Source organism: Microbulbifer sp. GL-2 (genome assembly GCF_007183175.1).
GTDB lineage: Bacteria > Pseudomonadota > Gammaproteobacteria > Pseudomonadales > Cellvibrionaceae > Microbulbifer.
In genome coordinates, this window is sequence record NZ_AP019807.1 from 4,462,957 (window position 1) to 4,484,270 (window position 21,314).

The 21,314-nt window shown below is 51.8% G+C and carries 17 protein-coding genes; 6 read left to right on the forward strand and 11 right to left on the reverse strand.

The features are described from left to right. Nucleotides 1-155: 155 nt before the first annotated feature. Together GL2_RS19310 and GL2_RS19315 are read right to left on the reverse strand one after the other, a co-directional pair. On the reverse strand, nt 156-1,718 hold the full coding sequence (locus tag GL2_RS19310; protein ID WP_143732359.1) for a class I adenylate-forming enzyme family protein: 1,563 nt from the start codon (nt 1,716-1,718) through the stop codon (nt 156-158). 179 nt (nt 1,719-1,897) lie between these two features. Next, a complete protein-coding gene (locus tag GL2_RS19315) occupies nt 1,898-2,536 on the reverse strand; it encodes a TIGR00730 family Rossman fold protein (protein ID WP_143732361.1) in 639 nt (212 codons plus the stop codon). Between the two features lie 164 nt (nt 2,537-2,700). On the opposite strand from GL2_RS19315, the gene lexA reads away from it, so the two are divergent. Then, a complete protein-coding gene (gene lexA / locus GL2_RS19320; RefSeq protein ID WP_143732363.1) occupies nt 2,701-3,306 on the forward strand; it encodes a transcriptional repressor LexA in 606 nt (201 codons plus the stop codon). 75 nt (nt 3,307-3,381) lie between these two features. Here lexA and GL2_RS19325 read toward each other — a convergent pair whose 3' ends face one another. The 4 genes from GL2_RS19325 to GL2_RS19340 all read right to left on the reverse strand — a co-directional run bounded on the left by GL2_RS19325 (nt 3,382) and on the right by GL2_RS19340 (nt 7,664). Then, complete coding sequence (locus GL2_RS19325; protein ID WP_143732365.1) at nt 3,382-3,639, reverse strand: hypothetical protein; 258 nt, start codon at nt 3,637-3,639, stop codon at nt 3,382-3,384. 111 nt (nt 3,640-3,750) lie between these two features. Then, complete coding sequence (locus GL2_RS19330; RefSeq protein ID WP_143732366.1) at nt 3,751-4,239, reverse strand: DUF6586 family protein; 489 nt, start codon at nt 4,237-4,239, stop codon at nt 3,751-3,753. Beyond that, on the reverse strand, nt 4,240-6,924 hold the full coding sequence (gene topA / locus GL2_RS19335) for a type I DNA topoisomerase (protein WP_143732368.1): 2,685 nt from the start codon (nt 6,922-6,924) through the stop codon (nt 4,240-4,242). Between the two features lie 215 nt (nt 6,925-7,139). Beyond that, nucleotides 7,140-7,664 carry a hypothetical protein gene (locus tag GL2_RS19340; protein WP_143732370.1) on the reverse strand — a complete coding sequence of 175 codons (525 nt, stop codon included), beginning with the start codon at nt 7,662-7,664 and terminating at the stop codon, nt 7,140-7,142. 144 nt (nt 7,665-7,808) lie between these two features. Between GL2_RS19340 and GL2_RS19345 the strand changes: the two genes are divergently transcribed. Next, nucleotides 7,809-8,252 (forward strand): universal stress protein, encoded by a 444-nt coding sequence (locus GL2_RS19345; protein ID WP_143732371.1) that lies wholly within the window; start codon nt 7,809-7,811, stop codon nt 8,250-8,252. A gap of 67 nt (nt 8,253-8,319) precedes the next feature. On the opposite strand, the gene GL2_RS19350 is transcribed toward GL2_RS19345, so the two are convergent. Beyond that, on the reverse strand, nt 8,320-10,191 hold the full coding sequence (locus GL2_RS19350; RefSeq protein WP_143732373.1) for an ATP-binding cassette domain-containing protein: 1,872 nt from the start codon (nt 10,189-10,191) through the stop codon (nt 8,320-8,322). Between the two features lie 157 nt (nt 10,192-10,348). Here GL2_RS19350 and GL2_RS19355 point away from each other — a divergent pair, with 157 nt between their 5' ends. Continuing rightward, complete coding sequence (locus tag GL2_RS19355) at nt 10,349-12,349, forward strand: transglycosylase SLT domain-containing protein (RefSeq protein ID WP_143732375.1); 2,001 nt, start codon at nt 10,349-10,351, stop codon at nt 12,347-12,349. Here GL2_RS19355 and GL2_RS19360 read toward each other — a convergent pair whose 3' ends face one another. Both GL2_RS19360 and GL2_RS19365 read right to left on the reverse strand, forming a co-directional pair. Beyond that, a complete protein-coding gene (locus tag GL2_RS19360) occupies nt 12,350-12,607 on the reverse strand; it encodes a glutaredoxin family protein (RefSeq protein ID WP_143732377.1) in 258 nt (85 codons plus the stop codon). Continuing rightward, nucleotides 12,607-13,470 carry an FHA domain-containing protein gene (locus GL2_RS19365; RefSeq protein WP_143732379.1) on the reverse strand — a complete coding sequence of 288 codons (864 nt, stop codon included), beginning with the start codon at nt 13,468-13,470 and terminating at the stop codon, nt 12,607-12,609. The genes GL2_RS19360 and GL2_RS19365 overlap by 1 nt, the downstream gene beginning before the upstream one ends. Before the next feature lie 330 nt (nt 13,471-13,800). Between GL2_RS19365 and GL2_RS19370 the strand changes: the two genes are divergently transcribed. Together GL2_RS19370 and GL2_RS19375 are read left to right on the forward strand one after the other, a co-directional pair. Continuing rightward, the gene (locus tag GL2_RS19370; RefSeq protein ID WP_143732381.1) at nt 13,801-14,730 is read left to right on the forward strand and encodes a PP2C family serine/threonine-protein phosphatase; all 930 of its coding nucleotides are present in this window, start codon (nt 13,801-13,803) and stop codon (nt 14,728-14,730) included. A 17-nt stretch (nt 14,731-14,747) separates the two neighbouring features. Beyond that, the gene (locus GL2_RS19375) at nt 14,748-17,162 is read left to right on the forward strand and encodes a bifunctional serine/threonine-protein kinase/formylglycine-generating enzyme family protein (RefSeq protein WP_172621208.1); all 2,415 of its coding nucleotides are present in this window, start codon (nt 14,748-14,750) and stop codon (nt 17,160-17,162) included. 74 nt (nt 17,163-17,236) lie between these two features. On the opposite strand, the gene rlmKL is transcribed toward GL2_RS19375, so the two are convergent. Next, nucleotides 17,237-19,441: a bifunctional 23S rRNA (guanine(2069)-N(7))-methyltransferase RlmK/23S rRNA (guanine(2445)-N(2))-methyltransferase RlmL gene (rlmKL, locus tag GL2_RS19380; RefSeq protein ID WP_232053689.1), complete on the reverse strand. Its 2,205-nt coding sequence runs from the start codon at nt 19,439-19,441 to the stop codon at nt 17,237-17,239. Nucleotides 19,442-19,874: 433 nt separating this feature from the next. On the opposite strand from rlmKL, the gene rmf reads away from it, so the two are divergent. Next, nucleotides 19,875-20,126 (forward strand): ribosome modulation factor, encoded by a 252-nt coding sequence (gene rmf, locus GL2_RS19385; RefSeq protein WP_143732385.1) that lies wholly within the window; start codon nt 19,875-19,877, stop codon nt 20,124-20,126. 137 nt (nt 20,127-20,263) lie between these two features. Here rmf and GL2_RS19390 read toward each other — a convergent pair whose 3' ends face one another. Beyond that, nucleotides 20,264-21,307, reverse strand: coding sequence for a quinone-dependent dihydroorotate dehydrogenase (locus GL2_RS19390; protein WP_143732387.1), 1,044 nt, complete (start codon nt 21,305-21,307; stop codon nt 20,264-20,266). Nucleotides 21,308-21,314 lie beyond the last annotated feature (7 nt).

The following is a 21,314-nucleotide window of genomic DNA, read 5'->3' on the forward strand; positions in this document are numbered from 1 at the left end:
GTACTTGCGGCAACCCCTTACTACCGAAAAGATATTTGGAAAGATTCAACAGGCCTCCCAGGTCGCTTTACGGTGTGGGCGGGATTAAGAATTTGATTCGCGGGATCCACAACTACAGAGCCAACCTTACCCCCTAGTACCCACTCCCAACAGATTCACTTGTTCTTATCGTGAGCTAACTGCGTTTCAGCAAGCTTCTTAAGGGCCGCTCTGTCAATTTTACCTGTTGGATTAATTGGCATTTCATCCAGGATTTCGATCACCTCCGGAGCCTTGTATCCAACACGTTCTTTTGCACAACGGATAACCTCATTAGCACAGGGCTTAGGGGCATTTTTTTTCAAGGTGATATAAGCCCAAACATTCTCCCCATGCGCGTCGTCATGAATGCCAATGACGCCCGCAAGGTCCACAGCCGGGTGCGCCATTACAGCTTCTTCAACTTCCTGAGGTGATAAGTTTGAGCCATCGTGGACTATGATCTGCTTCTTTCGGCCGCGAAACCAGAAATATCCCTCGGAGTCGACACGCATAACATCGCCTGTATCGAACCAACCATCAGAGAACGCCTCCCTATTTGCTCGGGGGTTCTGCCAATAGCCTGCCATTACCGGGGTTCCACTGAGCCAAAGATTGCCATCAATATTAGGTGCTACCTCCCTGCCCTGCTCATCGCGTAGACTTACGGCGTAGCCTGGGGCAACAGTACCCACCGATCCGGCATTATCTGGTGAGAGCGACCGATTGAAAAGGCAGCCAGGAGCTTCTGTCAGTCCATATCCCTCCTGGATCACATGACCAGTTTTGTGAGTAAATTCTTTGGCAATGTTAACTGGAAATTTGTCTCCGCCCGTAAAGCACACACGAAGTGAAGTAAAATCTTCGCGCCTGGCCTTGGGGTTGCGTTCCATTGCAATAAATAATGCAGGAACCATAACCAAAATAGTTGGCCGGCCTCGCCTCAATATTGAAAGAATTTCTTCACCGTCAAAACTGTGAGGAATAAGGGTCTTCGCACCTACTGAGAGAGCTGCCAGAGCTGTTAAAAGCGATCCGACATGTGCGATTGAGCCACCTGGCAGTACTATATCGTCCTGGGTTAACTTTAGAGCAGCAACGAAACTAGCCACAATAGCCCCAAAGCTAAGCAAGCTATGGGCTACGCCTTTTGGTTTACCCGTACTCCCAGAGGTGAAAAATAAAAATGCAGGGTCATTAACAGCAGAGGTAGAAAATTTAGCAGACTGCCCCTTATTGTTAATCAAACCTTCAAAACTTGGGGCATTTCCGAGCGTACCACCAAAAGAAAGATAGCCTTTTTTTAATTTACCAATAAATCTGCTTGCCCGGACATCTCCACTTCGCTCAACGCCTATAATCAGTGATACTGCTGCACTTTTTTCAAGGGCATAGTCAATCTCTGGTGTGGTATATCTATAGTTTAATGGGACTACCACCAGCCCCACCTTCAAACATGCGAGATAAAAAATAAGTATCTCGCCGCAGTTGGGCATCAGGGATGCAACCCTATCCCCCTTACCTAAACCCATTGTGATCAACCCCAAGGCAAGGGCATTGATATCCCCCTGTAGCTCTCGCCAGGTCCAGGCCTGACTCCCGGAAACAAGTGCCACTTCACCAGGCTTACTTTTCAGGGCGGGCAGCAGGAGATTGGTTAAATTTGCAGGTCTCGACAATTGAGGGCCAAAAATTGGCACAGGCCAGCCTCCTGACTAAGGCACAAGCATCCCGTTAATCTGAGATAATCGGGAACAGGCATTTAGTGATATTTATAACGATTTCAAAAACCATCATATGGTCCAGAATGGATTTATGGGCAATATCACCCTAGCAACAGGCAGAAAAACCCTGCAACCAATTAAATAAATATTTTTTATTATTCCTTGTTGCGCATATATTTCATAATCAACTCCGCTGTCTCCTCGACAGTATCTACTATATGGAACAAATCCAGGTCGCTGGCATCAATACAGTTGCGCTCAAGCACTGTGTTTACCAGCCAATCATAAAGCCCTGCCCAGTAACGTTTACCAACCAGCACAATTGGGAAACGCCGCACTTTTTGTGTTTGAACCAGTGTTAACGCCTCGAATAACTCATCCAGTGTTCCATATCCCCCAGGTAACCCTACAAAGCCTACAGCATGCTTAACGAACATAAATTTACGAACAAAGAAGTAACGAAAATTTAAACTGATATCCTGGTAAGGATTCGCAGCCTGCTCAAATGGCAGCTCTATGTTCAATCCAATTGAAGTGCCAGGTTGATCGAAAGCACCACGATTGCAAGCTTCCATCAGCCCCGGTCCTCCGCCGGTAATCACCGGGATACCCTCCGCAGCCAATAGCTCCCCCAGTTTTACCCCCTGTTGATACTCCGGGCTGCCCTCCTCAAATCTTGCCCCTCCAAAAACGGTCACTGCTCCACTGAGCGGGACCAAACGTTCTATCCCATCAACCAACTCAGACTGTATCCGCAGGACACGCCACGCCTCTGGCATTTTCACATCCAACATTATTTTTTTCCCTCTTTGTCAGATCTTTCAACGATCGCTTTCATTCCTTGTTTTCATAAACAATGTAGCAGCTTATGAAGAGGCAGGTGTTAGGATTGCGTGAACCAAAATTCTGTATATAATCCCAGCAACTGTATATAAATACAGAAAAGCTAGGTAAATCTATGACCAATCTCACCGCACGCCAGGCTCAGGTATTAGAGCTGATCAAAACCTATCTCGATGATACCGGCTACCCCCCTACCCGAGCAGAGATCGCCCAGGAGCTGGGTTTCCGCTCGCCCAATGCCGCTGAAGAGCACCTGAAAGCATTGGCGCGAAAAGGAGCCATTGAAATGGTTGCCGGCGCGTCGCGGGGCATACGTATTCCGGATCATCAATCGGGCTTACCCATTGTTGGACGCGTAGCTGCAGGCAACCCTATTCTTGCTGCTGAGCATATTGAAGACTATTGCGACCTCCCTCCCAGCTTTTTCCACCCCCCTGCAGACTACTTACTTCGGGTGCACGGAATGAGTATGCGCGATGCAGGAATTTTGGATGGTGACCTTCTGGCAGTACAGAAAACCGAACAAATCAGGAATGGCCAGATTGTCGTTGCGAGAATTGACGAAGAGGTAACAGTCAAGCGCTTCCGGCGCAAAGGTAATCAGGCAACTGTGCAACTGCTGCCAGAAAATGAAGACTTTGAAACTATCCAGGTGGACATGCGAGACAAAAACTTTGTAATAGAAGGTTTGGCAGTGGGCGTTATTCGCCAGACTCCATAAAGCTCCCACCCAGCCCCCAATACAACAACAGCGGCCTATTGGCCGCTGTTGGATCACACTTTGTTAACCCTTCGATCAGTGGATCGTATGATTAACCGGCATTGACTCATCCTCTTCCTCAAAGTAGCCAGGCTCCAAATCATCCAGATTTTGTACTGCCTCAATACCGGCTTCCAGCATTGCGCGCGCTACGGCAACTTTGTGTTTTCTCAGAAACTGAAGACTCTCGGCTGAGAAAGAAATACTCACCAGAGGGTCCTCCTTGTGACCAGCGCGGCGCAATGCCACATCGCCATTGGCCAACTCAATAATTTCAAAAGTTTCGGAGGACATTCTCTTTTCCTTCACCACACATCAGTTTGCGCCCAGTGTACCACAGGCTAACTGGAAGTATCAGAGGCCTACAAACGGTGAAATATGGCACCCCGGTACCAGTACCTGCAACTAGCACTCTTCTAAATTGGCACGCTGCCTACGCACCAACTCACTCAGGGAAGCATGCCATTGCAGAAGCACTTCATCAGAAATAGTTACCAGCTCAGAAGCAGCGAGATTGTGCAGAGGAATAAGGTTGGGGCTATTGTGCTTAACCTCAGTATTTGATGGTGCTGAGACAAGCTGGGTCCAGGCCTGTAGTAACTGACTGAGCCAGCTACAAGGCTCCTCACTCAGCTGCTGCAGCTCTTTCACCTCAATACTGGCCCTACCTTGACTCTCAAGACTATCGGCAATCACCTGAAGGGAATCCGACGCAAGACCCAGCTGCAGCTGGTGGGAAAGCTCAGCAAGGAAAGCCCTATAAGCTTTCCAGAGCTGTAAAACGGCCGCCTCTTCCAGTGCAACCCTTTGCAGAGGAGTTTCACTGGAAAACTGCAGTAACAACTGAGTTTTGCGTAGAGCCGAAACTACCTGGCCAGTATGAGGGTTACTCATTTATTTCTTTGCAGCCACTTTTTTGCCCACGGGCTTACGCTTTGCCGCGGTAGCCCTGGTGCTGGTTTCAACCTGCCAGCTGCCACTACGATAGAACGCTTTCCAGCCGGTAGCTTTGCCTTCCTCCTCGGACTGGACATATTGCTCCTGGGTCTTTCGGCTAAAGCGAATTACTGTATCTCTTCCTTGGTCATCCTCCACCGGCGCCGAGAACAGAAAGCTGTATTTGGGGTCGATCTCACTCTTGTGAGGGAGCAATTCCTTCACAAGAGGTGCACGGGTTTCGCGGTTTTTGGGGAACTGGCTAGCAGCCAGGAACAGGCCCGAGGCTCCATCGCGTAATATGTAGTGATCTTCCACTTTCAAACATGCCAATTCAGGCATTGGTACCGGGTCCATCTTCGGCGGGGCAGGCTGGCCGTTTTTTAAAAGCTTGCGAGTATTTTTGCAGGCTTCATTGGTACAGCCAAAGTACTTCCCAAAGCGACCAGACTTGAGCTGCATATCACTGCCGCACTTGTCACACTCAATAATCGGGCCGTCATAGCCCTTGATTTTGAAAGTGCCCTGCTCTACTTCATATCCACTGCAATCCGGATTGTTGCCACAGATATGAAGTTTGCGGTGTTCATCAACCAGATAGCTATCCATCGCCGTACCACATTTGGCACAGCGGCGCTTTTCACGCAGTAATCGGGATTCCGCCTCTTCGTCCTTGTCCGCATCGACCGCTTCATCGCCGGAAACCAAATTCATGGTATTGGTGCAGCGTTCCTTTGGCGGCAGCGCATAACCTGAGCAACCTAGGAACACGCCGGTGGAACCGGTGCGAATCTGCATATGGCGTCCACACTTGGAACACTCAATATCTGTATCCGTCGGGGTATTGCGACGCATGCCGGCGTCACTGGACTGCGCTTTTTCCAGGCGAGAGGAAAAGTCCTGGTAAAACTCATCGAGCAGCTGCTTCCAGCCTTTGTCACCATCGGCCACCGCGTCCAGGGATTCCTCCAGGTTTGCGGTAAAGCCATAGTCCATCAGATTCTTGAAGCTCTCGCTTAGGCGGTCGGTAACAATGTCACCCATTTTTTCCGCATAGAAGCGACGATTTTCCAGGCGCACATATCCGCGGTCCTGGATGGTAGAAATAATCGAGGCATAAGTGGAGGGGCGGCCAATACCGCGCTTTTCCAGCTCTTTAACCAGCGCCGCTTCACTAAAACGTGCTGGTGGCTTGGTGAAGTGCTGTTTTGGATCCAGCTTCTCCAAAGCCAGTTTATCTCCGACTTTTACGTCGGGCAGTAACAGGTCTTCATCTTTCTTGCCCGTTGGAGGCGCCACCTTGAGGAAACCATCAAAGCGGATTACTCGACCTCGAGCACGAAGTTCAAACTCACCGGCAGTCACAACAATTGAAGTGGAGGTGAACTGAGCCGGTGTCATTTGGCAGGCCACAAATTGCTGCCAGATTAGGTTGTAGAGTCGCTCTGCGTCCCTCTCTACTCCGGATAGCATATTCGGTGCAATACGCACATCCGAAGGGCGAATTGCTTCGTGAGCCTCCTGCGCACCCTCTTTACTGCTGTAGCTGTTTGGCGTTTCCGGCAAGTATTTATCGCCGTAATTTTCGCCAATATATTCACGCGCCGATTCCACCGCCTCTTTACTGAGGTTGGTGGAGTCGGTACGCATGTAAGTAATATGGCCCGCTTCATACAGACGCTGAGCTAGGGTCATGGTTTTTTTAACACTGAAGCCCAGGCGGTTACTGGCAGCTTGTTGCAGTGTCGAGGTTATAAAGGGAGCACCGGGTTTGGAGTTGGTCGGCTTGTCGTCGCGGCCACTGACAACAAAATCACAGGATTGCAACTTTTGGGTAGCACTGCTCGCATCCTCCTCATTGGTGGGGCGGAATGCCTCACCAGCCTGCTTTTTCACCTCAAGGCGTAACTTATTTGCTTTCTTCGTAGCCGTGTCAGCAAAGAGGGTCCAGTATTCTTCCGGAATAAACGCGCGGATTTCACGCTCTCGCTCTACAACCAAACGAACTGCTACAGACTGCACCCGTCCAGCCGAGAGCCCGCGAGCCACTTTCTCCCACAACAGAGGCGACACCATGTAACCAACGATGCGATCGAGGAAACGACGTGCTTGCTGAGCGTTAACCCGGTTGATATTCAGGCGTCCGGGATCCTTAAACGCTTCCTGGATCGCCGACTTGGTGATTTCGTTAAATACCACACGGCGATAGCGATCATCGTTTCCGCCAATCGCCTCCCGCAAGTGCCAGGCAATCGCCTCTCCCTCACGGTCCAAGTCCGTTGCGAGATAGATGTGATCGGCATTCTCCGCAAGCTTCTGCAGCTCACTGACTACCTTTTCCTTGCCCGGCAGAATCTCGTAGTGCGCCTGCCAACCGTGATCTGGATCAATACCCATGCGCTTGATGAGCTGTTCACGGTTTTTCTTGCGCTTGTAAACCTCTTTTGCCTCGGGAGATAACTTGCGGGTTTCAGCCGCACGCCGTGCACGCTCCTTTGCATCAACAGGTTGCTTGTTGCCACCACCAGTTGGCAAATCGCGAATATGACCGACACTGGACTTCACAACAAAGTCCTTGCCGAGATACTTATTGATCGTTTTCGCCTTGGCCGGTGATTCGACGATGACCAGTGATTTACCCATAAGCCCTTGATTTCATAAGAAAGTTTTACTGCTGTCCGAAGCCTTTCAGGCCCTTTCAGCGGACCTGTGCTGCGCGAATATATAAGCCTCACATCCTGCGCGGTCAAGCAAAGCTGACAATTTTCCGTACCAGGTCGCCATATTCCACCCCCAAAACCTGACTATTTAAGCGCCATTGCAAGCGGTTTCCTGCACCACTCAAGGCGGCTGAAGACCTAGTCCTCCGGGAGCTTTATTGGACTCACTTTACGTATAGCTTCCTCTATAAGGGGTGTATATTCCGCCAAAGTTGCCGAAAGCTGTTCAAAAGCTTTATCACCGCCATTTTCACTCCATTGCAACCCCAAACCGATATCAGTTGCGATAATCGCACAACAGCCAGAAGGAATTGCATCGAGTAACTGGAGCAAGTATTTCCATGCCGGTTTAGGGGCTGCGCGACCATTGCTCCAGTCCCAGCTCCCAGCAAAATTTAATTCATGCACCACTCGTTGACGCTGCAGGGTCCAGCCTATTTGCAGGCGTTTGCGATCACCCCAACGGTAGTAATAAACAGCAGCTGTGCCCTCACCCTGCACGGGGGGAAGCGCCTGGATTTGCACAGTAATTCCTCCGCGAGCAGCGCGGCTACGCAGGTCGGCCAAGCGGCTGTCGCGCTGGCTGGGCTTCAACCACATCACCGGTCCCAATACCAGTGCAATGGCAAAACCAATGATAATCACCGGCAGCCACTCGGACATAACAGCTCCTTACGAGTAGAAATAAATGACTATTGTGCGGTGCCTTGTGTGATCTATGTCAATCAGTTTTTTTTACGGTAGACTGAAAATGTCTGTCGACAGGTGCACCTACTGAGCACACACATGGGACAGGAGAATGAAATTATGGCGAAATACCATCAGATTTTGGTTGGACTAGATCTCTCTGAGGAATCCTCTCAAGTACTGGACAAGGCCGCCGCACTGGCCGGGGCCTTTGGAGCTGAGCTAAGTTTGGTCCATGCCATTGAGCCACTGACTTTCGCCTATGGCGGAGATATCCCGATGGACCTGTCCGAAGTTCAAGACCAGCTCCAGAGTCAGGCCAAGGAGCAGCTGCAGAAAGCGGCCCTTCCACTTAATATTCCCGCCGAAAGGCAGCATGTTATCCTGGGGCAACCCTCAACCGAAATTCACCGCCTGGCCAAAGACCTAGAAGCCGATCTAATCGTTATCGGCAGCCATGGTCGCCGCGGCCTCGCCCTGCTACTCGGCTCTACAGCCAACGGCGTTTTACACGGAGCCAAGTGCGATGTACTTGCGGTTCGCGTTCATATAGAGGATGAGTGAGCAGGAACCTGGTTAGGCCGGAATCTTATTAGAAAGGGCCGCACAAAGTACGGCGCCTTTCTTCCCCCTATTTGCCACCACCCTCAAGTTCAGACCAGCGCTCAAATACAGTCTCCAGTTGAGACTGCTTCTCTGTGAGCAAACTCAAGCGTTCCTGCATCAGGGATTGCTCTTGCTGATAAAAACTGGGATCAGCCACCTCTGCCTCTATGGCATTTATTTCCTCCTCAAGCTGCTCAATCAAGGCGGGAAGGCTGTCCAATTCCCTCTGCAACTTATAACTGAGCTTCTTTGCTTTGCCAGGAGCCTTTTCCCCACCAGCCGATTTTGGGGTCGGTTCGGACACCTTTGGGTTTTTACTTTCCACCTTGTTATCCGCCGCGAAACTTCCCCCCTGGCGGATAAAGTCACCGTAACCGCCAACGTATTCACGGATACGGCCATTACCTTCAAAAGCCAGGCAAGAATTCACCACATTGTCCAGGAAAGCACGATCATGGCTCACTAGCAGCACGGTGCCACTGAACTCCAGCAACAGTTTTTCCAGCAGCTCCAGGGTTTCCACATCCAGATCGTTGGTTGGCTCATCGAGCACCAGAATATTGGCGGGTTGACTGAATAACTTTGCCAGCAGGGCGCGGTTTCGCTCTCCACCACTGAGGGCGCCAACCTTTGTCCGCGCCTTAACGCCACTAAAGAGAAAGTCCGACAGGTACGACATGACGTGGCGGCTTTTACCACCGATGGTTACAGAATCCCGCCCCTCAGCAATGTTGTCCAAGACGGTAAGTTCGGGATTTAACTGGTCGCGTCGCTGATCAAAATAAGCTACCTGCTGCTTGGTTCCCAAGCGCACGTTACCGGTCTGTGACTGTAAATCCCCCAAGAGCACCCGAATCAGGGTGCTCTTACCGACACCGTTGGGGCCGATAAGACCGACCTTATCACCCCGCATCAAAGTAAAGGAGAAATCCCTGATCAGGGGCACCTCACCCTGGTAGGCAAAGGTAACGTCTGTTAACTCTGCCACCAGCTTGCCAGATACCTCCCCACTATCGAGTGACATCCGCGCAATTCCCTGCTGGCTTCTACGTGCCTCCCGCTGACGCCTGAGCGCCTGCAGAGCGCGAACACGCCCTTCGTTTCGAGTGCGGCGCGCCTTGATGCCCTGACGGATCCAGGTCTCTTCCTGGGCCAGCTTCTTATCAAACAGCGCTTCGTTGCGCGCCTCTTCTTCAAGAAGCTTTTCCTTTTCCTCTTGGTAACGCTCAAATTGGCAGCGAAATACACGAAGATAGCCACGATCCAGATCCCAAACTACGCTGGCAAGCCGCTGGGCCAAGGCCCGATCATGACTGACAAACAACAGGGCGCCACGGTAGCTGGCCAGGAATCCCTCAAGCCATTCAACCGCAGCAATATCCAGGTGATTGGTGGGCTCGTCGAGTATCAACAGGTCAGGCTCGATGACCAATGCACGGGCGAGAGCTGCGCGGCGCTGCCAACCGCCAGAAAGGTCGGCCACTCGCTCGTCGGCATTGAGCCCCAAACGATCCAGGACGCTGTCAACACGCGGCAACAGCTCCCAGCCGTGCTCGGCCTCTATACGTGCCTGTAGTTCGGCTGTGGGGTCGTCACGATAACCAGCCAGCACCGCACCAATTTCACCCAATCCCTTGGCGACATAGCTATAAACAGAATCTGTGCAGTCTGCCGGCAACTCCTGTTCGAGGGTCGCCATCACCAAGCCACTGGCGCGGACAATTTCACCACCATCTGGGTCTACCTGCCCCGCAATCAGACGCAACAGGCTAGACTTTCCCTCTCCATTGCGGCCCACTAGACAAATTCGATCACCGCGTTCAATTTTCGCACTGACATTGTCTGCAAGTACTTGGGTCCCGTAGCGAAGACTGACCCCATCCAATAGAAGCAACATAATTAGGCACTACAATTAACAGACCCGGAAAACAAATCCGCTGGTGAGATAAGCGAAACTGGTACTAGGGGTCCTGTGAAAAACCCGCTATTTTACGCATTTTTATCGTGCCGTCTCGCAAACTTGCGGGTGCACAAATTTTATCGGGGTAACTGTGATGACGGCTGACTCAAAGAGAATCGCCCTACGCTCCGCACTCCTGCTTATCTGGGCCTGCCTCAGCACCCCCATTAACGCCTCGGTACAAGGCGAGGAACAGGAACTCAAGCAGCGTCAGGAAGCCTTTGCCAATCAGCGCGAAAAGCTGCGCAGCGCACGGCTTGCCATCAAACATAACGATCAGAGCCAACTGCAAAAACTGAAGAGCGAGCTAAAAGATTATCCATTAGCCCCATATCTGGATTATTGGGCTATCAGCAGGAAATTGCGTCGCCTGCCCCTGGCGGAAGCCGACCGGTTCCTGGCCGAAAATAAAGATAGTGCCATCGGCGACTGGATGCGGATCAGGTTACTCAGGGAGCTGGGACAACAGCGCCAGTTCAATACTTTCCTGAACTATTATCAGCCCGAGAAACAAAATCGCGCCAGTCTCCGTTGTTATTACGCCGATGCCCTGAATCGTCATGGCGACAAAGAGGATGCGTACCAGCTTGTAAGTGAGCTTTGGCTAGTGGGACACTCCCAGGCGAAAGAGTGCGATCCGGTATTTGCCCGCTGGATACGCGACGGAGGCCTCACCCAGGGGATGGCCTGGAAGCGCCATCTGCTCGCTGTTAAAGAGGGCAACCTGGAGCTAGCCACCTATATCGCCAGGAAAATGGAGCCCCCATACAGCGGCAGGGCTGCTTTACTGCGAAATGTACACAAATCCCCCAAGCAACTGCTCAACCACTCTCGCTTTTTGGGCGCACCAGAACAAAACCGGGACATCATCCTGCATGGTCTACACCGGCTGGCTCGGGAAGATGCAGCGAAAGCCGAGCAGGCCTGGCAGCGCTATAGTGCCAGTCTTCTGTTCAGCAATGCCGAGCAGGAAAATATGCTGCGTCACCTGGCTCGCCAATTCGCGCGACAGGACGACATGCCGGGGCTTTTGCGTCTGACAAAGAATCATACTATCCATGACGGACACTCGATCGAATGGTTGGCTCGACAGTCCCTTCGCGAACTGGACTGGGAGCAGGTCGCATTCTGGATCGACCGCTTACCGCCAGAAAAGCAGCTGATCGATCGCTGGCTGTATTGGAAAGCACGTTCCCTGGATGAGCTTTACGGTAAGGCGCGATCCGAGTCTTCATCTGTTCTATATCGCAAAGCTGCTCAGGAACGCAGCTATTACGGTTTTCTCGCTGCCGATGCCCTGGGACAAAATTACAGTTTCGTTCACAGACCTGCCCCCATTACTCCCGTGCAAGTACAGCAAATGGCTAAGCGTCCAGGCCTGCAGCGCGCTCGAGAATTACAGGCCATTGGCGAACTCTTCCACGCACGCCGGGAGTGGAGCTATGCCACCAAGCCAATGAATCATGAGGAACTGCTTGCAGCCGGCAAGGTAGCCAGTGCCTGGGGCTGGTATCACAAGTCGATACAATCGGTACTTGCGGCCGATTACCTGGATGACCTGGAGCTGCGTTTCCCCTTGGCCTTTGCGGATATAGTGCGTGATGTCAGTGCACAGGTTGGACGCCAGAGCACACCACTTGAGCCCTCTATGATTTACGCAGTCGCGCGGCAGGAGAGCCACTTCAGCCACGATGCAAAATCCAATTCTGGAGCCTTGGGGTTAATGCAGCTACTTCCCTCCACCGCCCGTGCAACTGCTCGGCGCGCCGGGGTGCGCTACCGCCGCAGTTGGGACCTATTGAGCCCCAGTACAAATATTGCTTTGGGTAGTTTCTATCTAAGTACCCTACTCAACCGCTTCGACAATAATCGCTTCCTCGCCGCCGCGGCCTATAATGCGGGGCCGACCCGCGTAGCCAAGTGGTTAAAGGAAACCCGCAAGCGCCTGCCGTACGATGTGTGGATCGAAACAATCCCCTACAAGGAAACCCGAAATTACGTGCAAAACGTTCTCGCATATACGGTAATTTACGCCTACCGCAGCGGCACTAAGTTGCAGCTTCTGCGGGAGAATGAAGCCGGGAGCAAACTTTAATCAACTTAAACGCTGCGACAGCCACGCATCTAATTGAGCCTGACTAAATGGCCAGGCGCACACATCGCCTGGGTTACCAAGACCAACGACAGGGATAGTCAGGCGAAAACGCTCGAACAGGTCATCATTGTCGGCGATATCAACTTCCCGCAACTGCAAACCATATTGCTTGAGCAAGGGCCAAGCTTCCAGTTTGGCCTTTTCGCAAAGGGTACAGCCCAGAGTGGTGTAAAGAATCAATTCAGAAGGCCGGTTCATCAGCCCCCTCCCTGGGTATTCACCCAGTAATAACCTACTGCCCCAACCACCAAAAGCAGGACCAGGCCCAGTACTCTGGCATTTGATTTACTGTCGATTACGGCATCCGCCATGCTGTCCTGCAGTTCGCCATCCGGTGAAACGAAAGATGGCTGGGTAACATCCACACCGGCCGAACTGACTGAAGATAATCCGCCAGCCTTCATCAGCTCCATCTCCGGGAGCGCCGGCCGTACCGCGGTCCTATCGAGATCATCCGTGGGCCCTACCACTGAGAAACTGAGAGTGTCGAAGCGTAATTCATCGCCGCGCCGCACACGAGATTCAGTAACCCTTCGATTATTTACATAAGTACCATTTGCCGAGCCAAGGTCAATGACAAACAACAGTCCCTCGCGCACTTCCAGGCGTGCGTGACGCCGCGAGAGATGAGACAGTGAGAAAGTGATATCGCATTCATCGGAGCGCCCCACTACAGAAGTGTCTTTCAGCGGGAATACTTTTCCCGCAATTGCACGATGATTCGCCCTCAAAGCCCAGGCTACACCTTTTACCGAAGCGGCTTTAAGTTTGGTTACTTTGGGGTCAATAATTTTTAATGTGCGGGTACCAACTGTAATCTGGTCGTTGAGTTTTAGCCGACAAGCCGCCTCCACAGGCATGCCATTAACCAGAACCCTGGAGCCTCCAGAAGCATTTCCAAGGGTCAACTGTTCACCTTTCACAGCGATTTTGAGGTGCAATTTCGCCACAGAGTCATCAGCAATAGAAAGGTCGCAGCCTTGGTCACGCCCAACAGTTACGCCTGGTGAAACCAGCCAAACACCCTGGCCCGGGTCTTTTACATCACAAAGTTTAAACATTGATATCGCCCCTCAGCTCGAAGGAGGTTTAAAAGCAGGCACTATCGTAGCAAGAGGCATTTATAGGCTGCCTGTAAGCTGCTGTAATGTGCTTTTTATACAAGATTAAAGCAGTTTAACATGGGCAATATCCTTAGCGTGTGATTGGGTTTGCAGCTTACAATGGCTCAAAGGTCTAGTATTCAGCCATTACAATGATGGCCATTACCGCTGTCACAGGTGTGGTTATATAAAGTACACTTGCAGCGCCACAGGGAAGAGACGGAAAGTCACCAGGTTGGCCATCACCGTCAAATGAAATGAGAATACATTACAGGTAGTTGCACGCCAGTGAGTGAAGCCAAAGTACGCGAAGTATCGCGGCAAAGCGAAGTAGTTCATCATACACCAAGTACTACACGTAGTGCTGGCGGCACCCACCCTGGTTACCGGCGTGAACAGAATGAAGATGCCTATTGGGCAGATGAGCAAAAAGGCATTTGGGTTGTTGCCGATGGCCTGGGCGGCCATCATGCTGGAGAGCTTGCCAGCAAGACCGTCGTAGAGGAAATCGAACAATCCGCATCCACTGACCGCCATTACGAACGCGCCCTGCAGAAAGCTCACGCCTTGCTTTTGGGTGACGAGCACAACACCGCCAATATGGGCTCAACCGCTGTTGTCTTAGCCGAGGAAGGGGATTATTTTCACATCTATTGGGTTGGTGACAGTCGCGCCTACCTTTGGACACCGGGTGAGCAAAATGGAGAATTCAGCCAGTTAACCAGCGATCACTCCTATGTCCAGATGTTAATGGACTCGGGTGCTATCAATTCTGAGGAGGCTGCAAAGCACCCCAATCGGCATGTTATTACCCGATGTATCGGCGGTAGTACCAACCCCAAGTTAGAAGTTGACCGGGTTTCCTATCGTTGGTCTGCCGGACAGAAACTATTACTTTGTAGCGATGGCCTCAGCTCAGAGGTGGCAAATGAGAAAATTTCACGGATCATCGCGGAGAACACCGATAATCTTCGCATAGTAGATCTTCTTATCAGCGCGGCCCTTGATGCCGGCGGCAAAGACAATATAACCGTTTTAGTTGTAGACGCACCCCTCCAAGCTCCCGCTTTCAAAGCAAACCACAACTCCCCCCCTGAAAATTCTGAAAACGGCCCAACTGCAGAACCCGGGGAGAAAGCCTGGAGAATTTTCTCACTCTTACTGGTCGCCACTGGGGCTATCGCAGCCCTGGCATTCGTGCTTCTCAGGCTGCTTTGACAGATCAGCAGCCCGCGATGGAAGTCATCAACAACGGCAACTCGTCGCTGCAAATCCCCGGTTATCGTATCGTCAAAAAGATAAACCAGGGCGGCATGTCCACCGTGTACCTGGCTATCCAGCGTAGTGTGGGTCGCCAGGTCGCCCTGAAAGTTATGTCTCCAGTTTTGAACGCCGACCCGATTTTTAGTGAACGCTTCCAACGAGAAGCCAATATTGTCGGCCAGCTGTCCCACCCCAATATAGTTGGCATTCATGACATCGGCCGCTACCGAAGTCTCAATTATATCGCCATGGATTATATGCCCGGCGGATCTGTATCTGAGAGACTTGAAAAAGGCCCTCTGGAACCGCTTGAAGCCTTAAATGTGGTACGGCAAATCGCCATGGCATTAGACCACTCACACAGTAAAGGCTATATACACCGGGACCTCAAACCAGAAAATATCCTGTTCCGGGAAGATGGGTCCGCAGTATTGAGTGACTTCGGAGTAGCCCGGGCCATAGCACGCACAACCCGCATGACCAACAGTGGCATGGTAGTGGGAACGCCTTATTACATGAGCCCAGAACAAGCTCGAGGAGCCGCTATAGACGGCCGTGCAGACTTATATAGTCTCGGCATAGTATTTTACGAGATGTTAACCGGTGCAGTGCCCTTCCAAGCTGAAGAAGCCGTGGCCATTGCCATTAAGCACCTTACGGACCCCATTCCCAAACTGCCTGCACGCCATGCGCTATACCAATCGCTAACTGATCGCTTCCTGGCTAAAGATCCTGACAAACGATTCCAGCGCGGATTAGATGTAGCAGATGCCGCAGATCAACTGGTTGCAACACTAGCAGGCAAGCCCAATCATCATATCAGCCAACTGAACAATACCTCCCTTGGGGTTTCCAGTCTGGCCCGCGCCTTACTCCTCACCTTGTTCAGCAGTATGGGTGAACGACTAACAAGCATTTTGAAAATGGGCAAGAAAAGTCCAGAAAAAATAGCCCAAACTCGTACAGGGCAAGACACCTTAGTACGATTGCGTCAGCTGCTCAGTGAACCGAGCAAGCATAAGCGCTCCTGGCTTATTAGCGCTACCACCACTGCCTCTCTGCTGTTTTGCTGGGGGCTCTTCAGCTTGATCAGCACCAAAGCCCATTGGCAAACCGGACTGCCATTGTTGGATAATGTCAGCAGCTTTACTGCTGAATCCCTCCTCGGTGTGGACGCCTCTGAAAACCACAATACAAAAGATGGAAATTGGGGAGTTACCAAATCCACAGAAGACCAACTGCTACATACAGTCGGCGCCAGCAAAAATTTCTTGGCTGATACTTTCACCCCAGAGCGAGCATCGCGTGAAGAGCCACCAGGACAAAAGAGCCCCACGATCATTTTGCCAAAGGGGGCTCACAAAGAAATAAAGCTCTCTGAGCAAACTGATAACACACTTACTGGCGCACTCCAAAGTAAGCAACAGGTACCCCCTGAGTCTTACTCCCTCAGCGTAAACGCAACCCCCAGGGATGCCCGCGTTCGAATTATGAATATTGTTCCGCGCTATCAGCCGGGTATTCTGCTGGAGCCGGGAAAATACGACCTGGAGATCAGCAAGCGCGGATTTACCAAGATCCGCCGCTGGATCGAAGTTAAAGATCAAAATGTTACACTTTCCATAGCCCTTGAGAGAGCCTACTCTGCCGGTAAAAGAATTCACTCCGCACTGTCTTCAGGCGGCCGGGGACCTCAAATGGTGGTTGTGGAGGCAGGCAGTTTTACCATGGGGGATAATAACCACCCTTATAGCAACCCAGCACACCGAGTGGATATTAAACGGTCTTTCGCCATTTCTACCCATGAGATCACCTTTGAGGAATATGACCGCTTTGCCCTGGCCACAGGAACCCCTCGGCCCAGCGATGCCGGCTGGGGGCGTGAAGACAGGCCAGTTATCAATGTAAACTGGCGGGATGCGCAGAAATATGTGGAGTGGCTTTCAAGGGAAACAGGCCTGAAATATCGCCTACCCACTGAAGCCGAATGGGAGTATGCAGCTCGCGCCAATATCTCCGAACCTTTCTGGTGGAAAAGCGGGAACGCCCGGGGTAAAGCGAACTGCCGGCGCGGTTGTAACAGCGAATTTAATAGCTTGTTCTCAAATAAAACCGGCCCCACCGGACACTACCAAGCCAACCCATTTGGGCTGTACGATACCGCGGGTAATGTGGCCGAGTGGGTCCAAGACTGTTACCAGCCAGGCTACGAAAAGGGCTTTAACTATGCCCAACCAAAGGAGATTGCAAATTGCACACTACGCAGTGTGCGAGGCGGATCCATGCGAGATCCCGCTAATAGGATAAAGGTAGGATATCGCGAAGGGCTCAGCGAAGACAGCCGCGCAAAGGATGTTGGTATTCGTGTAGTAATGGAATTGGACTGACAGCCGTAAGTAAAAAAGCCCGAGTGACTATGCGCTCGGGCTCTCTATTATTTCAGTGCGTATCCACTGAATTTTTATTTTTCCCCAGCTCGAATTTCCCAGACATTGTGGATTTTTGGATTCCTTTGAAAATCCTTATCCAACAGCTTCAGAGAATTAACAGAAAACTCCTCTGTTATCTCTCCATCCATTTTGAAACTGCGCAGGTTATTGGAAAAAATCAGGATGCCACCCGGTGCTAGCAGCGCCATGCACTGGCGCACCAGGTTGGCGTGATCACGTTGAATATCCAGCACTCCACGCATTTTGGCAGAATTAGAAAAGCTCGGGGGGTCGAGGAAGATCAGGTCGTAATGGCCCCTGCGATTCTGCTGGGCAGAAGTTAGCCACTGTAGGCAGTCAGCTTCGAGCAACTGATGCTTATAAGGGTCCATATTATTCGCACGAAAATTACGCGCAGCCCAGGACTGGTAGGTCCTTGACATGTCCACGCTGGTACTCTGCACACAGCCTCCCATAGCGGCCTGCACTGACGCAGTGGCGGTATAGCAGAATAAGTTAAGAAACTTTTTCCCGGAAGCTAACTCACGTATATACTTGCGCACCGGGCGATGGTCAAGGAAAAGGCCGGTATCGAGATAACTCCACAAATCCACCTCGAGTTCAGCCCCATACTCCATCACCCGTAAAGTCGTTCCGGCTTCTGCCTGCTTTTGATACTGGCCACCGCCTTTTTGCCCACCCTTATGACTATGGCGACGACGCTCCTTGATACTGATATTTCCTCGGGGCAAGTCCAGGACAGATTGCACTGCGCGTAGAAGATCGCGCAAACGATTACGCGCTTTCCCTTCATCGATACTGGCAGGTGGACGGTACTCCTGTAGATGCGCATACAATTTGCCGTCGAGGGTTTTATACAAATCCACTGCGGCAGAATATTCCGGCAAGTCGGCATCATAAAGACGGTAGCAATCTACACCGCTTCTTGAAGCCCACTTACCAGTAGTACGGAGATTCTTACGCAAGCGGTTGGCTACCATTTCCGCCTCTGCAGATAACTTACGCTCTTTATCAACTGCTCGGCCCGGTTCACTCTGCTGATGTACCTGGAAAAGCAATAATTGACTGGGAATGCTGCCGTTGTACAACTGGTAGTGCTTGTGTGAGCGCAGCCCAGTAGAGTAGCCCAGCTCAGGATTGCCAGTAAAAACACCCACTTGCCAACCTGCAAATCCCGTTTTCAACTGGCGCCCCAGCTCAGCATAGGTTTCGCGCAGGGCTTCCTGCTCACCCAATCGCTCACCATAGGGAGGGTTGGTCAGTACCAATCCCGGCTCAACCTCCCTATGGCTTGGAACTTTGAAAGCTGCTACTGGCCGGCAGCTAACCCGAACCTGGCGCTCTAGCCCAGCCCTGTCAATATTGGCCTCAGCCGCGAATAGGACCTTGGCATCCGAATCATAACCGCGAATTTCCGGTAAATCTTTTTCAAGGCCGACGACGCGGCGCTGAAGGGCTTCCTCACGCAAGTTATTCCAGATATCACTCTGGTGGTTGAGCCAGCGCTCAAAGCCAAAGCTGTCGCGAAACAGTCCGGGGGCAATATCTGCCGCCATCATGGCAGCCTCAATAAGAATGGTGCCGGAGCCACACATTGGATCCAGTAGCGCCCCTCCCTCTGCCGCAATCTGGGGCCAGCGGGCACGTAATAACAACGCCGCCGCCAGGTTTTCCTTGAGTGGCGCAGCACCGATATGGGTTCTGTAACCTCTCTTATGCAGGCTATCACCACTGAGATCGATCGCGATATCCAGCTTATCCCGGTTTAAGCGCAGAGCTACTGTCAGGTCTGGCTGGTGCTTATCGATACTTGGTCTGGCTCCAGTCTGGTTGCGCAGGCGGTCAACAATCGCATCTTTAGTCTTTTGCGCACCAAATTGGCTGTTGCGGATCTCACGGTTTGTACCGGAAAATTGTAGCCAGAGCTTACCGGATGGCCGGATATGCTGCTCCCACGGCTGTGCAGCTACGGCCCGGTAAAGATCCTCCGCCCCATTGATACGGACTTGCTCCAATTGCAACAAAATACGGTTCGCCAAGCGGCTCCATAGGCAGCAACGATAAGCCAACTTCAAAGAGCCCGAAAAATAAACAGCCGCCGGCTGCTCTCGCTGAATATCGGCACCCAGGGCACACAGTTCCTGGGCGAGTAGGCTCTCCAGCCCCTTAGGGCAGGTAGCGGTGAACTGAAATTCTTCAATATGAGAGTCTGTCAAAACTTTTACTCGATAAGCCCCAAATAACTGGGGTATTTCACGCCATTAGGCATCGATTAGAACACGGGGGTTGCCCGGCAAACATGAATTGAGATCATCTGCCTATTGCCTATCTCCGGCTGGCACCTTCATGGCGCAATTATCCCACTTTGCGCTGGCTACGCCTACGTCAGATACAGAAGTGCTACAAATGTCCAGTTAGTCAAATGAAATTTCCCCGCTTCAGCCCCACTACCCCGGCCCACTGGACCTAATCTTTCCGATTCCCCTTGCCCCACAGTATTCTTGGTATGTGGAGAAGCGAAAGGAGTAGCGCGAGGCTGCCCGCAGGAAAGACACACTAAACTCAAGGGTGCGGATGCAATAAAACTGTAATGAGCATCCATAGCGCCGCGCAACAATCCGTACATCTACAAGCAGAGGTGCCGTATTGATGAGACGCCAAAAACGCAATCACGCCGACAGGGCCTTCTACAAGGGCTATTTGGCTGCCCTTAACAATAAATCCATTGACAGTTGCCCCTTTGTCGAAAGCGACCCCCATCAGGAGTGGGTCAATGGCTGGCGTGAAGGGCGGGAAGACTACTGGAACGGCTTTGACAGGATCACCAAGGCGCAAAAACTGGAAATTTATGGCGCTGTTTCCACCGATATCCAGTATCCAGATGGGTGGAGCACGATTTAACTAACAGGAGTTGAGCATAAATTTGCCCGGCCGGGCCAGAAATAGAAAAGCGCGCCTCCTTTAAGGTAAGGCGCGCCCTAATTTTATTACCAGTGAGCGAAACTACATAAACATGTGTCTATCGCTAAGTCCCCAGGTCAATTTTTATTACTTTCCACGCGACGACGCTCTAAAGCAATTGACTCTGCCGCCTCACGTATCAACTCAGGCCCTCGGTAGATAAAACCGGTATACACCTGTACCGCAGTTGCACCGGCACGAATTTTATCCGCGGCACTGTCTCCATCAAAAATACCACCAACGCCAATGATCGGTATCTGTTTATCCAGCGCTTTGGAAAGCTGTGCGACTACCTGGGTAGAGCGCTCCTGTAGCGGCTTTCCACTGAGCCCCCCCTCCTCATTGCCGTGGGGCAAGTTGGAAACCGAGGACTTGTCGATAGTGGTATTGGTCGCGATTACCCCGTCGATGCTGTATTCACATAGAGTTTCAGCTATCTGGGCAATGGCGTCGCCTTCCATATCCGGGGCAATTTTAACTGCCACAGGCACATAGCGATCACTCTTTTGAGCCAGTTCCATCTGCTTGTCTTTAATGCTCCCCAACAGTCGGTTGAGACTATCGCCAAACTGCAGATCACGCAGCCCCTTGGTATTGGGAGAGGACACATTGGCGGTAATGTAATCCGCATAGCGATAGACCCTTTCCATACACAGGCAGTAGTCATCGGCGGCCTTTTCCACCGGAGTATCAAAATTCTTACCCACATTGATACCCAGTACACCTTTATAGCGGCGGTGTTTCACACGCTGAATAAGGTAATCGGCGCCAAGATTGTTGAAGCCCATACGGTTAATGATGGCGTCGGCCTCTTCAACCCGAAACAGCCGCGGCAACGGGTTGCCAGGCTGAGGGCGTGGCGTCACAGTTCCGACTTCCACAAAGCCAAAGCCCAGCGCACCCAATCCATTGAAGGCCTGAGCATTCTTGTCTAGACCGGCCGCCAGCCCCACGGGGTTGGGCAGAGTCAATCCCATCAACTCTACCGGGTCATGCGCTATCGGCCTCTTGATAAGAGACATCAGGCCAAGGCGTTCGGCGGCACCGATCGCATCCAGTGAGAGATGGTGGGCCCGCTCGGGATCGAGCGCAAACAGAGCTTTACGCAGAGTCGAATACATACCTTTC

Excerpts from the sequence above, each read along its gene's own strand:
- lexA (WP_143732363.1), top strand. The coding sequence starts at position 2,701 with ATGACCAATCTCACCGCACGCCAGGCTCAGGTATTAGAGCTGATCAAA.
- GL2_RS19345 (WP_143732371.1), top strand. The coding sequence starts at position 7,809 with ATGGCGAAATACCATCAGATTTTGGTTGGACTAGATCTCTCTGAGGAA.
- GL2_RS19350 (WP_143732373.1), bottom strand. The coding sequence starts at position 10,191 with ATGTTGCTTCTATTGGATGGGGTCAGTCTTCGCTACGGGACCCAAGTA.
- GL2_RS19375 (WP_172621208.1), top strand. The coding sequence starts at position 14,748 with ATGGAAGTCATCAACAACGGCAACTCGTCGCTGCAAATCCCCGGTTAT.
- GL2_RS19330 (WP_143732366.1), bottom strand. The coding sequence starts at position 4,239 with ATGAGTAACCCTCATACTGGCCAGGTAGTTTCGGCTCTACGCAAAACT.
- rmf (WP_143732385.1), top strand. The coding sequence starts at position 19,875 with ATGAGACGCCAAAAACGCAATCACGCCGACAGGGCCTTCTACAAGGGC.
- GL2_RS19315 (WP_143732361.1), bottom strand. The coding sequence starts at position 2,536 with ATGTTGGATGTGAAAATGCCAGAGGCGTGGCGTGTCCTGCGGATACAG.
- GL2_RS19340 (WP_143732370.1), bottom strand. The coding sequence starts at position 7,664 with ATGTCCGAGTGGCTGCCGGTGATTATCATTGGTTTTGCCATTGCACTG.
- GL2_RS19325 (WP_143732365.1), bottom strand. The coding sequence starts at position 3,639 with ATGTCCTCCGAAACTTTTGAAATTATTGAGTTGGCCAATGGCGATGTG.
- topA (WP_143732368.1), bottom strand. The coding sequence starts at position 6,924 with ATGGGTAAATCACTGGTCATCGTCGAATCACCGGCCAAGGCGAAAACG.
- GL2_RS19365 (WP_143732379.1), bottom strand. The coding sequence starts at position 13,470 with ATGTTTAAACTTTGTGATGTAAAAGACCCGGGCCAGGGTGTTTGGCTG.
- GL2_RS19390 (WP_143732387.1), bottom strand. The coding sequence starts at position 21,307 with ATGTATTCGACTCTGCGTAAAGCTCTGTTTGCGCTCGATCCCGAGCGG.
- GL2_RS19355 (WP_143732375.1), top strand. The coding sequence starts at position 10,349 with ATGACGGCTGACTCAAAGAGAATCGCCCTACGCTCCGCACTCCTGCTT.
- GL2_RS19360 (WP_143732377.1), bottom strand. The coding sequence starts at position 12,607 with ATGAACCGGCCTTCTGAATTGATTCTTTACACCACTCTGGGCTGTACC.